Annotated in this window: 17 protein-coding genes and 1 pseudogene; 13 read left to right on the top strand and 5 right to left on the bottom strand. The window is 55.2% G+C overall.

Annotated features, from left to right (window positions below; genetic code table 11):
* Positions 1–281: SOS response-associated peptidase family protein (locus AC2FH2_RS19460; protein ID WP_496824943.1), on the top strand; the 281-nt coding region annotated here is incomplete at its 5' end.
* A 214-nt stretch (positions 282–495) separates the two neighbouring features.
* On the opposite strand, the gene AC2FH2_RS19455 is transcribed toward AC2FH2_RS19460, so the two are convergent.
* Entirely contained in the window at positions 496–1,257 is a 762-nt protein-coding gene (locus AC2FH2_RS19455) for an IclR family transcriptional regulator (protein ID WP_496690604.1), read from the bottom strand.
* Between the two features lie 72 nt (positions 1,258–1,329).
* Between AC2FH2_RS19455 and AC2FH2_RS19450 the strand changes: the two genes are divergently transcribed.
* The 11 genes and pseudogenes from AC2FH2_RS19450 (at position 1,330) to AC2FH2_RS19400 (ending at position 11,163) form a co-directional block, all read left to right on the top strand.
* Positions 1,330–2,685: a selenium-binding family protein gene (locus AC2FH2_RS19450; RefSeq protein WP_496824941.1), complete on the top strand. Its 1,356-nt coding sequence runs from the start codon at positions 1,330–1,332 to the stop codon at positions 2,683–2,685.
* A complete protein-coding gene (locus AC2FH2_RS19445) occupies positions 2,682–3,050 on the top strand; it encodes a 2Fe-2S iron-sulfur cluster-binding protein (protein ID WP_142640391.1) in 369 nt (122 codons plus the stop codon). The genes AC2FH2_RS19450 and AC2FH2_RS19445 overlap by 4 nt, the downstream gene beginning before the upstream one ends.
* Positions 3,051–3,515, top strand: coding sequence for a CoA-binding protein (locus AC2FH2_RS19440; protein ID WP_142640390.1), 465 nt, complete (start codon positions 3,051–3,053; stop codon positions 3,513–3,515).
* A gap of 123 nt (positions 3,516–3,638) precedes the next feature.
* Complete coding sequence (locus tag AC2FH2_RS19435) at positions 3,639–3,782, top strand: hypothetical protein (protein ID WP_334223335.1); 144 nt, start codon at positions 3,639–3,641, stop codon at positions 3,780–3,782.
* A gap of 45 nt (positions 3,783–3,827) precedes the next feature.
* Positions 3,828–4,028, top strand: a complete 201-nt coding sequence (locus tag AC2FH2_RS19430) for a rhodanese-like domain-containing protein (protein ID WP_334223334.1) — start codon at positions 3,828–3,830, stop codon at positions 4,026–4,028.
* A 3-nt stretch (positions 4,029–4,031) separates the two neighbouring features.
* Positions 4,032–4,928, top strand: a pseudogene (locus tag AC2FH2_RS19425) (MBL fold metallo-hydrolase).
* Positions 4,929–4,935: 7 nt separating this feature from the next.
* Positions 4,936–5,736 (top strand): enoyl-CoA hydratase, encoded by an 801-nt coding sequence (locus AC2FH2_RS19420; protein WP_496824939.1) that lies wholly within the window; start codon positions 4,936–4,938, stop codon positions 5,734–5,736.
* Positions 5,737–5,934: 198 nt separating this feature from the next.
* Entirely contained in the window at positions 5,935–6,768 is an 834-nt protein-coding gene (locus AC2FH2_RS19415; RefSeq protein WP_496824937.1) for a class I SAM-dependent methyltransferase, read from the top strand.
* A 495-nt stretch (positions 6,769–7,263) separates the two neighbouring features.
* Positions 7,264–9,186 carry a DUF3604 domain-containing protein gene (locus AC2FH2_RS19410; protein WP_496824935.1) on the top strand — a complete coding sequence of 641 codons (1,923 nt, stop codon included), beginning with the start codon at positions 7,264–7,266 and terminating at the stop codon, positions 9,184–9,186.
* Positions 9,187–9,346: 160 nt separating this feature from the next.
* Positions 9,347–10,177: a peptidyl-prolyl cis-trans isomerase gene (locus AC2FH2_RS19405; RefSeq protein WP_271952694.1), complete on the top strand. Its 831-nt coding sequence runs from the start codon at positions 9,347–9,349 to the stop codon at positions 10,175–10,177.
* Complete coding sequence (locus tag AC2FH2_RS19400; protein WP_142640385.1) at positions 10,174–11,163, top strand: HupE/UreJ family protein; 990 nt, start codon at positions 10,174–10,176, stop codon at positions 11,161–11,163. Before AC2FH2_RS19405 ends, AC2FH2_RS19400 begins: the two co-directional genes overlap by 4 nt.
* A 22-nt stretch (positions 11,164–11,185) precedes the next feature.
* Here AC2FH2_RS19400 and AC2FH2_RS19395 read toward each other — a convergent pair whose 3' ends face one another.
* Together AC2FH2_RS19395 and AC2FH2_RS19390 are read right to left on the bottom strand one after the other, a co-directional pair.
* Positions 11,186–12,058, bottom strand: a complete 873-nt coding sequence (locus tag AC2FH2_RS19395) for a DDE-type integrase/transposase/recombinase (protein WP_496824933.1) — start codon at positions 12,056–12,058, stop codon at positions 11,186–11,188.
* Between the two features lie 98 nt (positions 12,059–12,156).
* Positions 12,157–12,444, bottom strand: coding sequence for a transposase (locus AC2FH2_RS19390; protein WP_171127984.1), 288 nt, complete (start codon positions 12,442–12,444; stop codon positions 12,157–12,159).
* Between the two features lie 55 nt (positions 12,445–12,499).
* On the opposite strand from AC2FH2_RS19390, the gene AC2FH2_RS19385 reads away from it, so the two are divergent.
* The gene (locus AC2FH2_RS19385; RefSeq protein ID WP_496822482.1) at positions 12,500–13,501 is read left to right on the top strand and encodes a hypothetical protein; all 1,002 of its coding nucleotides are present in this window, start codon (positions 12,500–12,502) and stop codon (positions 13,499–13,501) included.
* A gap of 778 nt (positions 13,502–14,279) precedes the next feature.
* Here the strand turns inward: AC2FH2_RS19385 and AC2FH2_RS19380 are convergent.
* The gene (locus AC2FH2_RS19380) at positions 14,280–15,563 is read right to left on the bottom strand and encodes a glycerate kinase type-2 family protein (protein WP_496824931.1); all 1,284 of its coding nucleotides are present in this window, start codon (positions 15,561–15,563) and stop codon (positions 14,280–14,282) included.
* Positions 15,564–15,570: 7 nt separating this feature from the next.
* Positions 15,571–16,548 carry an HpcH/HpaI aldolase/citrate lyase family protein gene (locus tag AC2FH2_RS19375; RefSeq protein ID WP_142640422.1) on the bottom strand — a complete coding sequence of 326 codons (978 nt, stop codon included), beginning with the start codon at positions 16,546–16,548 and terminating at the stop codon, positions 15,571–15,573.
* Between the last annotated feature and the right edge of the window lie 95 nt (positions 16,549–16,643).

Here is a 16,643-nt window from a genome sequence, read left to right as displayed (position 1 = left end):
TATCAATATATTACACACCGTGCCAGAGCGGGCTTTTGCGTTGCGCCATCACAACTGAAAGCACCGTGGAAGCAAACGGGGCGAAGTTAACCACCTCAGCGAATGACATTGTGCGTCCGATACATCCGCAGAGAATGCGGGTCATACTCCATCCTTGTGACTATGAGGTCTGGTTGGATGGCAGCGCTGCGGAGGCCTTTGAACTGCTTAAACCCTATGCCTCAGATGAGATGGATATCGTCAAATCGGGCGCAGGAGAAAAGTCTGACACTAGTCTTTGAACGGCATGGTTTTTTAGCGAGTTCCGATCAATGAATGTCCGCCTAAGATCGCGCCTTGGACATCCGACGATTTTTGTCAGATGACTGCACCGAGCCCTTTCTTCTGAATGCTGCGAGACGTTCGAACGTTCGGCGTTGCATTTTTGTTTGTGTGGAGCGGAGGTCAGTTCAGATCAGATTTAGAAGTGGCCCACATTCGAAGACCACCTGAAAGTTAGCCTGATATTTTGGCATCCTGCGCCGCGTCCCAACCCAAATTTGCAGACATTTCACGCGCAATAAGGGAGATCTGGGGACCAAGTTTTTCGCGGAACGCTGGCGTAAAGACCCGTACCGATCCGGTTGCACCGATGGACATCGTGGAACCTGGCCCGCTTGGCGCAAGGGGAGCTGCCACCGAACACATGCCGCGCTCAATCTCTTCCACGCATTCTGCGAAGCCGCGATTGCGAATGGTGTCAAACTCGGCTTCCAAGTCCTGCACGTTTGTCAGGGTGAATTCGGTGTAGGCGCGCAGCCGGCCTTCCATTTCGCTGGTCAAAAACAAGTCGGGTGAGAATGCAGCAACGGCCTTAGAGCAGGAACAGGCATGCAAGGGTCGTTTCCCCAAACCGGGATGGAGATAGGAGACCCCAGTGTCAGGTGTTTCAACGTGAATAATTTCCACGGATTTTCCGCGCAGACGGGACAGGAAAAATGCGGTGCCATATTGTTTAGCGGCTTGCTTTAGCGCAGGCGCAATCACCTCTAGCAGTGCGCGGTCAGAGTGGTCACTTTTCGTGATCCGCTTCAGGCGGGAGCCGATTGTGAATGTACCACGGGCAACAGGTTCCAGTAGACCCACACCGACGAGGTCCTGCACCAACCGGTAGGCAGACGGCTTAGGCAGGTCAGAATGAGCGCAAATCTCGGCCACTGTAGTCTCGCCCTTTTGTCCAACAACTTCGAGGATGAATGTCAGGCGTTCCAGATGCATATTTTTACCTTGCGAGAATCTTTTTATCGATTTACGAGAATCTTCAAATGATCGCAAGGGAGGAATGTGAAGATGGACGGAGCATGTTGTGGCCCGGGGTATGCAAGCCCTGCCGAGGCGATCAAAGCGCCGCGTGAAAAACTCTTGTACACAATTGCCATCTACACCGGCACCGGCATTCAAAAGCCGGACTACCTAGCCACCGTGGACGCCGACCCGGAAAGCCCGACCTATTCACAAGTCATCCATCGCTTAGAGATGCCCGGCATCGGGGATGAATTGCATCACATGGGCTGGAATGCCTGTTCTTCCTGCCACGACGACGCGGGCATGAGCCGTAAATACCTGCTGGTGCCAGGCGTGCGGTCCAACAATATCCATGTGATCGACACCGCGACGGACCCGTTTGCTCCGCGCCTTCATAAGGTGATTGACGGGGTCGAGATCAAGTCAAAAACCAATCTGAGCGGCCCACACACCGTGCATTGTTTGGGCTCTGAGATCATCATTTCCTTCTTAGGTGACGCACAGGGCGAAGCGCCCGGTGGTTATCTGCACCTCAACAAAGAATTCGAGATCGTTGGTCGTTGGGAAAACTCAATGGGCGATATCCCGTTTGGTTATGACTTCTGGTACCAGCCGCGCCATAACGTGATGGTCAGTTCCGAATGGGCCGCACCCAACACATTCATGCCAGGGTTTGATTTGGAAGAAGTGGGCCACCTGAAATACGGTCGCCGCCTGCACATCTGGGATTTTGAGAAAAAGGTGCCGGTCGAGACGATGTATCTCGGCGAAGACGGCCTGATCCCGCTGGAGGTAAAGTTTCTGCATGATCCTGACAGTACACATGGGTTCTGCGGTGCCGCGCTTAGCGCCAATGTCATCCATTTCTGGAAGTCCGAAGCTGGGAAATGGGAATGGGAAAAGATCATTGATGTGGAGAATGAACCGCATCCCGAATGGCCTATTCCCGTGCCCGGTGTGATGTCGGCCATCCTTGTATCGATGGACGACAAATACCTTTACCTCAATAACTGGTTGCACGGCGATATGCGCCAGTACGACATCTCTGACCCGCATAATCCTGTTTTGACCGGGCAGGTTTGGATGGGCGGGCTTTTGGGCAAAGCGCCCGAGGTCAATGGCGTCAAAGTGGCAGGCGGGCCGCAAATGTATCAGCTCTCGCTTGATGGCAAACGGCTTTATGTCACGACCTCGCTGTTCTCGACCTGGGACAACCAGTTCTATCCGGAAATTCGCACCCAGGGCGGTGTCATGCTGATGATCGACTGTGATGTCGAAAACGGCGGTATGAAAATCAACGAAGATTTCGTTGTTGATTTTGGCAAAGAGCCAAACGGACCAAGCCGCTGCCATGAAACCCGCTATCCCGGTGGCGATTGTACAAGCGACATCTGGCTGTGAGCGAAACCCGCACAATCACAATCGCCAACCGCGATGATGCGACCTATCAGGTCGACGCCCGCCGTCCGTTGCTGGACGCTTTACGCGAACAGGGAGTCGATCTGCCCTATGGCTGCAAATACGGCGGCTGCATCACCTGTGCGGCCAAACTGACAGCTGGCGAAGTGGATCAGCGCAGGCAAGTGGCGTTGAACAATCGCCAGATCAACAATGGCTATGTTCTGCTGTGTGTGGCCCGCGCGGTGAGCGATTGCATATTGGAAATCGGCGTCGAAAGCCACGACAAACTTTATCGCAACCCCTTCCTTGATCCGCTGGAGCCGCATGAGCTGAAGGCGGATATCGCGACCCCTAAGGAGGCTTAAATGCCCGAAGCCGACATCGATCACCTGTATGATTACGCGCCCGAATATCTGGCGGACATCCTGCGTTCGGTCAAAACCATTGCGATGGTGGGGGCCAGTGGCGACAAGACCAAGTTCAGCTATGGCGTGCTGCGTGTGCTGCACGAAACTGGCTATGACATGATCCCTGTCAATCCAAACCCAAAGCTGATCGAAATTCGCGGCATACCTGTCGTTCATTCGCTGGAAGAGATCGACCGGCCCGTGGATATGGTCGAGGTCTTCCGCCCGAAAGAGGAACTTTACGCGATCACCGAGAAAGCCATTGCAATCGGCGCCAAGGTGCTTTGGGGCCAAATCGGCGTTTATGATGACCGCGCCGCCGCGCTTGCCGAAGAAGCGGGGCTGAAGGTGGTGATGAACCGTTGCCCCAAGATCGAGCTGTTCCGCCCGTTCTGGAAGCCCCGTCTTGATCTCGCAATTTGACTGAGAGCGGCACAGAAACTCATGTGACCTCTGCTTGCGCATACGGCCGTAGCGGTGCCATAAATTGGCCGCTCGACGCACTATTGGACTGGCTCAAAAACCAATCGAAAAAGGAAACCAAACATGGCTCAGACAATCACCAAAAGCGCGAAAGACATCGTAAAGGTGGCCACGAAAGCGGTGCCTGCGATCAGTGCCGAAGAGGCATTGGCCTTGGTAGGCTCGCTCGATCACGTTTTTGTCGATCAGCGCGATGGTACGGAATAGGCCAAAACCGGCGTCATTGAGGGTGCTGTCGCATCGTCGCGCGGCATGATGGAATTCCACATCGACCCGGAAAGTCCTGCGCACAAGCCGGAGTTCAGTCAAGATAAGACTTACGTGTTCTATTGCGCATCGGGTGGGCGTTCTGCCATGGCGGCGGTGGTGGCCATGGATATGGGACTGTCGCCCGTTGTGAACCTGACCGGAGGCGTTGGCGCCTGGAAAAAGGCCGGGGGCGCGCTGGAATAAATCATGGAACCTTCAACAAATTTCCCAAATCTCAATATGGCAGCAAAGCCTAGTGTCGAAGGGTTCTTTGATCCTGCCAGCAACACGATTTCTTATGTCGTGAAAGACCCCGCATCTAACGCCTGTGCAATAATCGACAGCGTTCTGGATATGGATTACGCCGCCGGGCGGATCACTTACGACAGTGCCGATCGCTTGATCGACGCCATCCAGTCACAGGGCTTGTCGGTGGAATGGATCATTGAAACCCATGTCCATGCCGATCACCTGTCTGCTGCACCCTAAATTCAGGATAGGCTGGGTGGCAAAATTGGCGTTGGTGCAGGCATCATCGAAATTCAGGACACCTTCGGCAAAATCTTAAACGAAGGCACGGAATTTCAACGCGACGGGTCGCAGTTTGATGCTTTGTTCGAGGATGGTGACACCTACACCATTGGCGAAATGACAGCCTTTGTGATTGCCACGCCGGGCCACACACCAGCCTGCATGGTGCATGTGATTGGCGACGCCGCCTTTGCCGGTGACACGCTCTTTATGCCTGACAGCGGCTCAGCCCGCGCAGACTTTCCGGGTGGTGATGCAGGGCAGCTTTACGATTCTATCCAAACCGTGCTGAGCCTGCCGGGCGAGATGCGCCTGTTCATCTGCCACGACTATGGCCCCGGTGGGCGCGCCATCGCGTGGGAGACCACAATTGGCCAGCAACGTGCCGACAACATCCATGTGGGTGCTGGCAAATCGCGCGAAGATTTCATCAAGTTCCGGACGGAGCGTGACGCGCAGCTGGCGATGCCCAAACTGATCATACCGTCCCTGCAAGTGAATATGCGGGCCGGCGAAATCCCGTGCGACGAAAGCGGCGCACCTATGCTGAAAGTTCCGCTCAATGGCCTATGAGGGCGAAATGCAAAACGATGATTTGATCCTGCGGGCTGACATCGATGGCGTTACCGTTCTGACTCTGAACGCGCCCAAGTCGATTAATGCGTTGTCAGAGGCGATGCTACGCGCTCTGTCTGACACATTTGACGAAATCGCAGAAGATCGCAGTGTCAAAGCAGTGATCTTGCGTACCGGCGGCAATCACTTTTGCGCGGGTCATAACCTCAAAGAAATGTCGGCGCGCCGGGCGGATGCCGACGGTGGGTTTCAGTATTTCCAAGACCTGTTTGCGACGTGTTCGGCGATGATGCTTCGGGTGGTGCGCTTGCCGCAACCTGTAATCGCCGAGGTCAAAGGGATTGCCACAGCGGCGGGGTGTCAGCTTGTTGCGTCCTGTGATCTGGCGGTGGCCGCCGACAACGCAACTTTCGCAACATCGGGCGTGAATATCGGGCTATTCTGCTCAACCCCGATGGTCGCGCTTTCGCGCAATGTGCCGCGCAAGCTGGCGATGGAAATGTTGCTTTTGGGGGAATTCCTGCCCGCAGCCCGCGTCGCCGAAATGGGGTTGGTCAACCGCGTGGTGCCCTTGGGGGAACTGGAAGCGGCATCCACAGAAATGGCTAGGATCATTGCCGACAAATCGCCGTCCGCCGTCAAGATCGGCAAGCGTGCCTATTACGAACAGCTCGAAATGCCGCTGGAAGAGGCCTACGCCTTTGCCGGTCGCACGATGGCGGAAAACATGATGGCCAAAGATGCCGAGGCCGGTATCGGGGCCTTCACCCGCAAAGAACCGATGCCTGAATGGACCGGGGAATGATCTACGAGGGCCCGGAACTTGCCCGTAATGCAGCGAACCACACCGCCCTGCCACCGGTTTCGATCCTCAAACGCGTCGAGCGCGTGCACCCAAAGCAACCTATCCGCAAATGACGGCGAATGCCCATTTCACTTGGCGAACTTGACAATTTGCCCCTTTCGGCGGTCCTCCAAAACGTGGCGATTGAGGAGATGTTGGATGCCTGACAATCAGGAACAGGACACATTTGCCGCCCTCGAAAGGCGCGAATGGGCCAAGTGCGATGTGGCACAGTCCTATGCCGAGGTGTTTGCCAAGGCGGCGGACATGGTTGTCCCACACCGGGTCGCTGCGGTTTGTGCTGGACCGGACACTCGTGTGCTCGATTTGTGCTGCGGACATGGCAATGTATCCGCAGGCCTTTTCAACACAGGTGCTCGCGTAACGGGCCTTGATTTCTCACCCGCCATGCTTGAGATGGCGCGGCTGGCGGTGCCACAGGCTCAGTTCGTTGAAGGCGATGCGGTGGCCTTGAGCTTTGAAGACAATACGTTTGACGCTGTAACAATTGGCTTTGGAATGCCCCATATGCCGGCCCCCCCGAAAGTGTTGGCAGAAGTTCGCCGTGTTTTGCGCGACGGCGGTCGGCTGGCGTATTCGGTGTGGTGCGGGCCCGAAGTTGACACTGCACTGGGGTATGTTTTTGGCGCCATTGAGGAACACGGGTTGCCAGAGATTGCCTTGCCACCGGGTCCCGGGGCAAATGATTATGCCGATCCGACTATCGCCTTTCCCGTACTCGCCAAGGCCGGTTTTTCAGATTGCCATCAAACCTTCGTCGCGTCGAAATGGCAGGTTAGTGATCCGGGCGCACCGTTCGATTTCTTTCTTGAAGGAACGGCCCGAGGTGGCGCCCTTTTGCGCCCTCAACCTACAACGAATTCGGCCGCAATCCGAGCGGCGGTTGTGGCCAAAGTTCTGGCAAAGCACGGTGCGGGTCCTGAATGGGACGTGCCAATTCCGTCTGTCGTGACCTCGGCGGTCGTTGCCTAGCCGATCGGAACGATGTGCTGAAATGCGCGTCGTCGCCATTCATCCAAGTGTCCGGATTGTCCCGCGTTTTGTCTGCTCACACGCGTGCCGCAAAAGTCGTTTCGTACCAGAGCGGCCCTCGGTGCAAGTCGCGGCATAGGTTTAAGGAGAGCCCAAAATGATCCAGACCGCGATAGCCAAGAATGTCATCTAAGCGCAGCTATGCCGACTTTGCTAAAGTGCATACATGGCTCACGATAGACATTCGCCAATTCAAACCGCAATTTCTCCAAAGCTTCCGTTCTCAATGTTGAGCCCAACAATCGAGGCTATGACTTATCGAGTCATTTTCAGACCAACTTCGGCAGCCATACTCCTACTTGCATCATCGTGACAAAGCCGAGAGCTGAGTATTCCCACAAATGGAAAATTGATGTTATATAGAGAAATAGGAATATTAATTCTTGAGATGTAAGTCACGGGCACCACCGGGCGATCTTGAGTAGGGAGGTCTATATGCTTCGAGCTTTTGTTTGTTCTATCTCACTGGGGCTGGCATCATCGACGGTCTTTGCCGACGCTGTTCCTAGCGAAGAAGCGGCGGAAGGCTTGTTCTCAAAGCAGCCGTATTCACCATATGCGAACCGGACTTTCCCTGAGCGCCCGCTGTGGGGAGACTCGCATCTTCACACCGGACTTTCGCTGGATGCAGGTGCTTTCGGGAACACACTGTTACCTGATGAAGCTTGGCGCTTTGCAAAAGGCGAACAGGTCATTTCTTCCACGGGTCAACCAGTGAGACTGGCCCGGCCTCTGGACTGGATGGTTCTCACGGATCACACTGACCTAATGGGATTTGCCCCGGACCTTCAGGCTGGCAAGCCGGGCGTTCTTGCCGATCCAAAAGGTTTGGAATGGTACGAAGGTTACAAGGCAGGCGGCGAAGAGGCTGGCAAAGCGGCGTTCGACATCATCACCAACTTTTCGCAAATGACCCTGCCAGAAGTTCTTCTGGAGTCTTACAGCCCAGGTGCAGATGCATTTGCTTTTACATGGGAACAAATCGTTCTGGCTGCGGAAGAACATAACGACCCCGGCAATTTCACGGCGTTCATCGGATTCGAGTGGACCTCTGTACCCAAGGGTTTCAACCTGCACCGAAACGTCATGCTGCGTGATGGGCCGATCAGGGCGCTTCAGATGGTGCCGCCGGTCACGCAACCACCCTTTGGTGATACCGACCCAAAGGCGCTCTATGCATGGCTGGAAGACTATCAAGAAAAAACGGGCGGTCGGGCGGTAGCTTTCGCCCATAATGGCAACCTTTCGAACGGATGGATGTTCCCGACCGAAGACACCTATCACGGTGGCAAGGTAGACGAGGAATATGTGGCCGCCCGCGCGAAATGGGAACCCCACTATGAAGTCACGCAGATCAAGGGCGACGGCGAAGCGCACCCCTTCCTGAGCCCCGATGATGAATTCGCGGATTACGAAAACTGGGACGTCGGCAACCTCGACATAACCGAGTTGAAAACCGATGACATGCTGGCTGGCGAATACGCCCGAGAAGCTTTGAAGCGCGGTTTGTTGTTAGAAGAAAAGTTCGGCGTTAACCCATATAAGTTCGGCATGGGCGGAGCAACGGACAGCCATACGTCTCTGGCAACTGCCGAAGAAGACAACTTCTTTGGAAAATCCGTCAGCGTTGAACCATCGGCCACGAGAATAAAGCATCCTTTCATCGCCAATGACCTTGGCGAAATTCCTGGCGACCTTCTTGTCGCATCGGGATACACGGCAGTTTGGGCGACCGATAATACTCGCGCTGCAATCTTCGATGCGTTCAAGCGACGCGAAACCTATGCAACCACCGGACCTCGGATCGGTCTGCGGTTCTTTGGCGGTTGGGGTTTCAGTGACGCGGATGTTGAAACACGCTTCCTTGCTGATGTGGGCTACACCAAAGGTGTTCCGATGGGCTCGGATCTGCGACCTCGCGAGGGTGAAGGTGCGCCCGCATTCCTGATCGCTGCACTACGCGACCCGGTTGGTGCCAATCTGGATCGCGTGCAGGTGGTAAAGGGTTGGCTGGATTCTGAAGGGGCCTTGCAGGAAAAGGTTTACGATGTGGCGTGGTCGGACAACCGTGTTGCTGACCAAAACGGCAAGATCCCTGCGGTTGGAAACACAGTTGATGTTGAAACCGCCAGTTGGACCAACACGATTGGAACTGCCGAACTTGTAACCGTTTGGTCTGATCCTGAATTCGATCCAAATGCACGCGCATTTTATTACGTACGTGCGATCGAAATTCCAACACCGCGTTGGATCCTTTACGATGAGCTGAGATTTGGCGCCGAATTGCCCGAAGACGCGGTGCTCACACATCAGGAACGCGCTTACTCTTCCCCGATTTGGTATACACCGGCAGAGTAACACTGCCGATCACGGCGTTGGCAACCGAGGTAGAAGCCTTTACCTCGGCCCATTCACCAGACGATTGATTTGTGCGTAGCGTTGATTTTCTTGCAATGCTCAATCGACTGATGTCAGCATCGATACGTAAAACCGGAGCGCGTTTCATGCAGGAGCCTTCATGCGAATATTGAAAGAACCCCTGTTCCATTTCTTCCTGATTGGAGCAGCTATTTTCATTTGGTTCCAAATAGTTGCGCCGGAAAACGAGACTGTCGAAGATTTTGTGACAATAACAATCGACGAAAACGATATCGCGCTTTTGTCTGATCAGTTTGAAGCACGGTGGAAACGGCGCCCAAGCGGTGCCGAGCTGCAAGCTTTGACTGATGCAACAATTCGCGAAGAGGTACTGGTCAGAGAAGCCAGAAAGCTTGGCCTTGATCGCGGAGACTCTGTGATCCGGTCTCGTCTCAGTCAAAAAATGGATTTCCTGACCGAAGCGATCGCCACGTCTGTTGTTCCGGAAGACGAAGATTTAGAGGCCTTTTTGCAAAACAACTCGGAGCGCTATGCGACGCCCAGCAAGCTGGCCTTCATTCAGGTCTTTATTGGTGAGGAGCCAAACAAAGCTGAAATCGAGGGGGTCTTGGCCGCCCTGCGCGCGGGAGATGAGGTTTCCGACCTGGGCGCCTCGACACTGCTGCCCGCATCTATGCCCTTGACTGCGACCAGAGTGATAGACTCGGTCTTTGGATCTGGCTTTTCCAAGGGTCTTACAACATTGGATAAAGGTCAGTGGGCTGGCCCGATCCAGTCGGGTTACGGGGTCCATCTGGTTCAGGTGCAAGACATCGAACCTAGTCAAATACCCCCATTGTCAGAAATTCACGATGCCGTGCTGCGGGATTGGCGTCGCGTGATGAGCGAAGATCTGGCGCAAGCGCAATATGAGATTCTTGCTGCCAACTATGAGATCATAGTGCCCGCTCTCTCAGGTCAAACCAAATGAAAGCTGTATTTGGCCTACTGTTTGCCTTGCTGATTGCGTGGGTTGCAGGAAATGCCTCGGCGCATGCGCTTGATCCGGGGTACTTGGAAATTCGCCAAATCACATCGGACACCTGGAGCGTTCATTGGCGAAAACCCGATGTGAATGGTCAACCCATGGCGATTGATGTCATGGCGCCGGATGGTTGCACCCCGGCGCGCGGCCCTACCCCAATTTCCGATGGCAGAGCATGGGTTTCTTCCTGGGTTATCGAGTGCCGCGGGGATATTGCGGGCCAACCCATCCAGATAGAAGGTCTGGAGGTTCAAAAGAACGACGTATTGGTCCGAGTGCAGCCCCTGCAGGCTGAGCCCACGACGCTTCGGTTCACACCAGAGACAGCCGTTCAGAACATACCTTCTGAACAGACCACATGGTCTGTTTTCACCGCGTATTTCCAGTTGGGTTTTGAACACATACTGGAAGGTTGGGATCATCTGCTGTTTGTCTTCGCGTTGTTTGTTCTGGTCCGCGATCCGTGGAGACTGGTGGGAGCAGTCACAGCATTCACACTGGCGCATTCAATAACACTGGCATTGGCAACGCTTGGTTTTCTGAATGTCCCTGGTCCGCCGGTCGAGGCCATCATTGCGCTTTCTATTGTTTTTCTGGCGATGGAAATTGTTAAGGTTGGAGACGGGCGTTTCCGACTTTCAAAGCAGAAGCCCTGGGTCGTTTGTTTCGGGTTTGGGCTTTTGCATGGCCTTGGTTTTGCAGGCGCTTTGGCCGATATCGGACTACCCTCAAACGATATTCCTGCAGCCTTGCTTGCCTTCAACCTGGGCGTCGAGGCCGGCCAGTTGAGTTTTGTCGGGGCCTTGGCACTTCTTGTCGCGATCTGGCGATTGATGGCACGTCCAGTTAGCCAAAGGGCGACTGTGATTACAGCCTATGGCATCGGGTCGGTATCGATGTACTGGCTCATAGAACGCATAAGTGGGTTCTGAAGCGCTTTGCCTTGGTGTTGGTTCAGGTGGTAGAACGGCTCAAAGGATAACTCGATTGCAAAGCGCGCAATTCGACCGGGTGCAGGTGCAACCGCGCAGAATGCGCCTGCGCACAAAAGCCCACTTCGTCGTATGCCCAACGTTTGTTGTCTAGCCCCCATGTTCTGGGCCATTTCGGACTAGAGTTTCGGGGACTGGTGGGCGCATGTTGAGGGCCTGATGGGGTCGGGTGTGGTTGTATTGCCTGAGCCAGCAATTGATCACGATCTGTGCCTGCTTGGTCGTTGTGAACCATTCGGAATTGAGAACCTCGCGGCGGAGCGTTCCATTGAACCTCTCGTTGTATCCGTTCTCCCAGGGAGAGCCCCGGGTAGATCCGGATCGGGTTCACACCGACCTTCTCGAGCCAACTCTGGGTTGCTCGTGAAGAGAACTCTGGGCCGTTATCGCTTCGAACGAAATCAGGCTTTCCGTGGCGCAGGAACAGCCCGTAGAGAACCTCCAGCACATCTTCAGAACCCATGCGGGTCCGAACTTCCACTGCAAGCGCCTGGCGGGTGTATTCATCCAGAACCGTGAGCATCTTGTAGCTCCGCCCATTGCTCAGCTTGTCGTGAACGAAATCGACGCTCCAGACATGGTTGGGATGCGTCGGTCGGAGCCGAATGATCGAACTGTCCTTGTGGTACAGGCGACGCTTCTTCTTGTGCCGCTGCGGGAGTTGCTGACCTTCCTCCCGCCACAGCCGTTCTACCTTCTTGTGATTGACACGCCAGCCCTCAACCCGAAGCAGCTGCGCCACCTTACGGTAGCCATACCGGCCATAGCTCTTGGCCAGACGGATCATGGCCAGTCGAAGAGCATCATCGTTCTTCTCTACGGCCTGGTATTGCATGGAGCTGCGTGCAAGGCCGACCACCTTGCAGGTGCGACGCTCTGATGTGCCAAGCTTCTGGCGAGCATGAATGACGGCCTGACGAAGTTGGCTCGTCGTCAGGCCCTCGGTTTTAGGTAGTTCAGACTTTCTTTGAGGATCAGCTTGTCCAGTTCCAGTTCGGCCACGATCTTCTTCAGCCGGGCATTTTCTTTCTCCAGGCTGCGCAACTCCGACAGTTGCGACTTGCCCATGCCACCGAACCGACGCCGCCAATTGTAGTAGGTCGCATCGCTGACACCAACACCACGACAGGCTGTCCGAACATCGTCGCCATCTGCCAGCTTCAGTTCAATCTCACGCAGCAGCTTCAGAATGTCTTCGTCCGAGTATCGCTTCCGAGCCATCTCTTGTTCCCCCTTCTCGGCCAAAGTAGTGGCCCAATTTTAGGGGGCAAAGACAATGCAGGGCAGCGTGTGGCGGGAAGACGGTTTGCTTTACGTTCGCGCAAGTCTGATCCGCGCCGCTGATGCACAGGTTTTGTGGAGTGAGCGTTTCATAGAAGGTACCCAAGGCCTCAGCATCACCGGCATTCAGGAAAAAATTGCGTCACAATTCGCATCTCGCATCGGGCAACAGCACGGCTATGTGCTACGCGACGTGCGCGGAACGCGGCTCGATAATCCGAACGATCACAGTTTGCGGGGCTTTTCCTGTGTGGCGAGTGCGCAGATTTACCGGCGCACCTACCACCGCGATGAGTATCCGGCAGTACGGGAATGTCTGGAAGCGACTGTTCTCGAAGACCCTGACTATGCCCGCGCCTGGGCCATGCTTGCATATGTTCGCAACGATGCAGCCCGTTTCGGACATGAGACCGACCTGTCGAGAGAGGCGGCATTTGATCTGGCGCGCGACGCCGCGACTCGCGCGCTCGATCTGGACCCGCAAGATACCGACGCACTCCAGGCGATGTCGCATGTTGAGCAATACGCTGGCGATATGGAGCGTTCGATAGACTATGCGCGAAAAGCGGTAGAGGTGAACCCGAACGATCCGGCAGCGGTCGCCAACCTTGCCATCCGATACGCGATCGCCGGCCGTTTTTCAGAGGCAGCACCAACTATGCGCCGGGCCATCGATGCTTCGGTCGCGCCGCCGCCATTTTACTATCACGTGCTAACCGCTGACAGTTTGCTCAAAAAGGACTGGCCAGAAATGCTCGCAAACGCAGACAGGGCTGCCATCGATGGGTGGTCGTTCGGTCAGGCGATGCTTGCCATCGCGCACAACCAGCTTGCTAACACCGAGGCCTCTAAAGCAGCTTTTGATGCAATGGCTGAACTCGACCCGCTGCTTGCCAACGACCCGAGGTCTTGGCTCCAAGGGCACAACATGCACCCAACTGTGGTCGACGCCGTTTATGAGGGTCTTGCCGAAACACGCGCAGCGTTGTCGAAGTGAAAAGCAGGGCGGTTGACCATTGTTTTCGATATCCAATTTCGACAGAATTGCGAAGTGGACAACTTCCCTCGCGATTTATTCGTCTTGAGACCGGAAAATTATTGCAATCAGTTGCTGGCAAATAGCATTTTATAGATCGATTTCGGCAGTCGACCTCGTCCGCAACTCGGTCATAGGCCTTTCCGACATCGTTGCGGCCACGACCAACGGCCGCATGTTAGGTGCGATGCAGTGCGTGTCTAATGCGCTCGTTTTGCTGAATGAGCGAAGGTCGCGATTTCAATTCGGCTGCTTTGGGCTCAATGCGGTCATACAAGTGTATTGAGAGGAACGTCTTCTTTCAAAAAGAATACGCTTTCATCACGCATTTTATCTGCGTTCGACAACGGCGTTTGCGCCCTCCCGCAACCAAATACAACAGAACCGCCCGTCGGATCTACAAACAGCCCACCGGACTGTTTGCTGCACGATCTCACCTCGTCAGGACCATGTCCTGAAGGCCAAAGGTTCAAACCCTACCCCAAAAATCAGCTTTAGAACGAAAATTACAAATGCTTACACGCCGATCAACGCCAAACATTCCGCAAAAAATAATGCCTATATCCCTCCGTCAGAGCCTAAAATATCGCCTGTGACATTGGAACAAACGCCTCTTTTATGGCTTTGAAATCAGACTATCGCATGAATCGGACCTTTCTCGACGGATTCAGGCATTACTCTCCAATTCGACATCTCTGACGCTATATCAACCTTGATGCCCGCCAAGCTTAGCGCGCGCTCAAGCATCAGGCCCAAGCAGCAATACTTGGATATCTGCAACATTGGTTCCGGTCGCACCAGTCATCAGAAGATCACCCGATAGCCCCAATGCCCGGTGACTGTCGTTGTTTGCCAACAGCGTGGACGGATTTTGCCCCGCATCGCGGATACGGTCGAATGTTCCCACATCCACAATCGCACCCGCTGCGGGGGTCGGACCATCACGGCCATCTGTTCCACCGCTGAGGAAAATCCAGTTGCCGGGAATAGCTTCCCATTGCGCCAGTTGGGCGACGCGCAGCGCTAGTTCCTGATTGCGCCCACCAAGACCCGCACCCTGCAGCCGGACGGTTGTCTCCCCTCCGAAAAGCAGAGCGACCGGGCGGTCGGAAGCCACAGAACGGGCCGCTTGCAGAATCTGACGTGCAGCGTCGGACACGTCTCCTGTCAGTGCTTTGGAGGCAATTTCAGCCCGACAAAACTGCGCCGCACAGCGATGCGCAGCCTCAAGGCTTATCGTGTTCGACCCGATCAGATGATTTGTCGCTTCAACTGCTATCGTCTGTTCAGGAACGCTGTGTTCTAGATGGTCCCGCACGGATTGGGGCAGACGCTTCCAGATGCCAGCCCCAATGCAGATCCTGCGGGCATCGGCTTGGGTTCCGATGGGTGGAGAAGTGGGGCCGCTGGCAACGGCACGCAGGTCATCTCCGATCACATCCGACAGAATATAGGCTGTGACCGGTGCAGGTGAACCGTGTCGCAGAAACCCTCCGCCCTTGAGCTGGCTCAGATGCTGGCGCACCAGGTTCATGTGCACGATGTCCAATCCGGAAGACAACAAGAGCTCGTTGACCACAATCTTATCCGATAGGGACAATCCGTCCACAGGTGCCGGAATCAGGGCCGATCCCCCGCCAGAGATCAGCGCTATGATCTGATCTTGCTCGCGTGCTGCGCTGAGCAGATCAATGATCTGGCGACCGGCTTTGAGGCCCCGTTCGTCCGGAACGGGGTGTGCACTGTTCAACACAGTTGCACCGGGTACGACCGCTTGGTTTTCGGAATGGGTCACGGCCAGAGCGACATGATCACCCTGAACGTTTTGCAAGGCTTCCGCCATCATGGCTGGGGCCGCTTTGCCAATCGCGATCAGGATGCTGCGCCCACCCTGTTTGGGCGCAGGCAATGGGGCTGATTGCAGCCGTCTGCTCAGGGATACCGCCGGATCTGCCGCAGCTATGGCTTCGGCAAATATGTTGGCGGCACAATCGCGTTGAGACATGGACGATTGTAAAGTCATGAGGCGATCATGCTGCTGCGATTTGACGGGCCTTTTCAACCATAACTTCAGCTTGACGGATCGAAGCATAGTCGATCAGGCGGCCATCCAACGAAACCGCTCCCTTTCCCGCTGCTTCAGCTTCGGCCATTGCTTCGAGAATGCGTTGTGCCTTGGTGACTTCGGCGTCGCCCGGCGACATAACATCGTTTGCCAGTGAAATCTGGCTGGGATGGATGGCCCATTTGCCCTCGCAGCCTAATACTGCCGCGCGCTTTGCGGCGGCTTTGTAGCCGTCCGGGTCTTGGAAGTCTCCAAAAGGGCCGTCGATCGGGCGCAAACCATTGGCGCGGGCAGCCACAACCATGCGGGCAAGCGCATAGTGCCACATATCTCCCCAATGGGTCAGGCGTCCTCCGTCCGTATCGGCGTCAGTCAGAACGGAATAATCCGGGTTAACACCGCCGATAATAGTCGTCCGCGCGCGGGTCGAGGCGGCATAGTCGGCTACGCCGAAATGCAGGCTTTCGTTACGTTTCGACGCCGCCGCGATCTCACTGACGTTCTGCATCCCCAACGCAGTTTCGATGATATGCTCGAATCCGATGCGCTTTTTGTACCCCTTTGCATCCTCGATTTGCGTGACCATCATGTCGACGGCATAGACATCTGCCGCGGTGCCGACCTTGGGGATCATGATCAGATCAAGTCGTTCGCCAGCCTGTTCAACCACATCCACCACATCGCGGTACATGTAATGCGTGTCGAGCCCGTTGATGCGTACCGACATGGTCTTGCTGCCCCAGTCGATGTCGTTCAGAGCCTCAATGATGTTTTTGCGGGCCTGTTCTTTCTCGTCCGGCGCGACGGCGTCCTCCAGATCAAGGAAGATGACATCCACGTCCGATTGTGCGGCCTTTTCGAACATTCCGGGTTGGCTGCCAGGCACGGCGAGTTCGCTACGGTTTAGGCGGGCAGGAGCCTGTTCGATGGAATGAAAGCTCATGGGTTGGTGTCCTTCAGTTTACAAGTTTGGATAGATAGGGAATCTGGCGCAGAGGTTTGCGACTTCGGCTTTGACTTTGGCCTCGACCTCACCGT

The sequence above is a fragment of the Ruegeria sp. YTSA105 genome (assembly GCF_059610225.1).
The sequence above is the reverse complement of the archived record's forward strand: the minus strand, read 5'-3'. Positions and strand labels throughout refer to the sequence as shown.

Coding starts and splice junctions, on each gene's coding strand:
- AC2FH2_RS19405 (WP_271952694.1), top strand. CDS start 9,347: ATGCGAATATTGAAAGAACCCCTGTTCCATTTCTTCCTGATTGGAGCA.
- AC2FH2_RS19410 (WP_496824935.1), top strand. CDS start 7,264: ATGCTTCGAGCTTTTGTTTGTTCTATCTCACTGGGGCTGGCATCATCG.
- AC2FH2_RS19450 (WP_496824941.1), top strand. CDS start 1,330: ATGGACGGAGCATGTTGTGGCCCGGGGTATGCAAGCCCTGCCGAGGCG.
- AC2FH2_RS19415 (WP_496824937.1), top strand. CDS start 5,935: ATGCCTGACAATCAGGAACAGGACACATTTGCCGCCCTCGAAAGGCGC.
- AC2FH2_RS19420 (WP_496824939.1), top strand. CDS start 4,936: ATGCAAAACGATGATTTGATCCTGCGGGCTGACATCGATGGCGTTACC.
- AC2FH2_RS19430 (WP_334223334.1), top strand. CDS start 3,828: ATGATGGAATTCCACATCGACCCGGAAAGTCCTGCGCACAAGCCGGAG.
- AC2FH2_RS19375 (WP_142640422.1), bottom strand. CDS start 16,548: ATGAGCTTTCATTCCATCGAACAGGCTCCTGCCCGCCTAAACCGTAGC.
- AC2FH2_RS19440 (WP_142640390.1), top strand. CDS start 3,051: ATGCCCGAAGCCGACATCGATCACCTGTATGATTACGCGCCCGAATAT.
- AC2FH2_RS19435 (WP_334223335.1), top strand. CDS start 3,639: ATGGCTCAGACAATCACCAAAAGCGCGAAAGACATCGTAAAGGTGGCC.
- AC2FH2_RS19455 (WP_496690604.1), bottom strand. CDS start 1,257: ATGCATCTGGAACGCCTGACATTCATCCTCGAAGTTGTTGGACAAAAG.
- AC2FH2_RS19395 (WP_496824933.1), bottom strand. CDS start 12,058: ATGCAATACCAGGCCGTAGAGAAGAACGATGATGCTCTTCGACTGGCC.
- AC2FH2_RS19380 (WP_496824931.1), bottom strand. CDS start 15,563: ATGACTTTACAATCGTCCATGTCTCAACGCGATTGTGCCGCCAACATA.
- AC2FH2_RS19385 (WP_496822482.1), top strand. CDS start 12,500: ATGCAGGGCAGCGTGTGGCGGGAAGACGGTTTGCTTTACGTTCGCGCA.
- AC2FH2_RS19400 (WP_142640385.1), top strand. CDS start 10,174: ATGAAAGCTGTATTTGGCCTACTGTTTGCCTTGCTGATTGCGTGGGTT.
- AC2FH2_RS19390 (WP_171127984.1), bottom strand. CDS start 12,444: ATGGCTCGGAAGCGATACTCGGACGAAGACATTCTGAAGCTGCTGCGT.